We start from the raw sequence: 1,234 nt of genomic DNA on the forward strand, positions 1-1,234 counted from the left end.
AATATTCCCGATCACGATATCCGTTTAATTGCGCCCACCGCCGAGCTGATCGCCCGTGACGGTTTGCATCCGGCCTTGTCGGATTTGTTGATCGATGCCGCCAAAGAGGTGCATAGCGGCCCGAATATATTGCAACGGGCCAATGAATTCCCAGCCCCGCTGCCGCACGAGTTTCGGATTAGCGACGATGCAACCCGCTATTACAAATCCGGCAAAGGGTTTTTCTATCGGACCTTGCCGTACTGGCTGGCCAGTCTGGTGGACCGCACCGTAGTCGTCTTGCTGCCGCTGATTTTGTTGTTGATTCCGGCCTTTAAGCTGGTGCCGCTGTTATACGGATGGCGGATTAAATCGCGTATTTATCGCTGGTATGGATCGTTGATTGCGTTGGAGCGCGGAGTCGGTGCAGATACGCCGGAGGAACATGCGGAGATGTTGCGACGGCTAGACGAGATTGAGGCGGCGGTGAATCGGATGAAAATGCCGCTGGCGTTTGCGGATCAGTTTTATGTGCTGCGTGAGCATATTGGGTTTGTGCGGGGCAGGTTGGTGGGTGGTAGTTGAGGTTACGCATACTGGTCCCCGATCAGTTAAATAGATAAAACGTAGCATCTTGCATGATGATGTGTCGGTGATTGGCGAGACTTTGGTGGTGCTGGTTCATCCATTGCGTTACCGCCAACTGGCGATTCTTCAAGCAGACTTATTCCGAACTGAGCTGCTTTCAACGCTGAGTAATTTCCACCAGTCCTGCGTTACGTGCAATACCCGTCCAACCGATACCCCGTTACCGTCTCGCGGCAGGTAAAAAATCAGAATGTTGTCGAACCCTCTTACTTGCCATTTGCGCATACCCTTCAGCTCAGGGCTACGCAAATTCAGCGGAGAATCCATCGCCGGATGTTCCGATAAATCAGCAAAGCTAGCCTCTGCATTTATCAGAAAGCGTTCGGCAACATGTTCACCAGCGTTCTCAGCCAGATAAAAATAGTGGCTCACCAGGTCTTGCCGTGCTACCGCCCGTGTATGGACCATCGGCATCAGGGCTATTTCTTTCTATTGATTTTTGCCAGCGCTTCCTTCCGAATGGCATCCCAGTCATCCCGAGTAAACACGGTTTCTTCGCTGTTGAGTCCTTCAAGGAGTAAGGTTTCGAGCCGGTCCTCGGCCTTACGTTTTTCGTCAGCGCGGATAAGTTCGCGCATATATTCGCTCACACTGCTATAGCGACCTT

At 52.1% G+C, this 1,234-nt stretch carries 2 protein-coding genes and 1 pseudogene; 1 reads left to right on the top strand and 2 read right to left on the bottom strand.

The genetic code is table 11. From position 1 onward, the window contains the following. Nucleotides 1–564, top strand: a pseudogene (locus ACVBEF_RS21200) (TAXI family TRAP transporter solute-binding subunit); the annotation flags it as partial. Nucleotides 565–693: 129 nt separating this feature from the next. On the opposite strand, the gene ACVBEF_RS21205 reads toward ACVBEF_RS21200, so the two are convergent. Together ACVBEF_RS21205 and ACVBEF_RS21210 are read right to left on the bottom strand one after the other, a co-directional pair. Next, nucleotides 694–1,041, bottom strand: a complete 348-nt coding sequence (locus tag ACVBEF_RS21205; protein WP_447125872.1) for a type II toxin-antitoxin system RelE/ParE family toxin — start codon at nt 1,039–1,041, stop codon at nt 694–696. A gap of 5 nt (nt 1,042–1,046) precedes the next feature. Then, the coding region (locus ACVBEF_RS21210) for a ribbon-helix-helix domain-containing protein (protein WP_447125873.1) at nt 1,047–1,234 on the bottom strand (188 nt) is incomplete at its 5' end.

Source organism: Glaciimonas sp. GG7 (assembly GCF_052976905.1).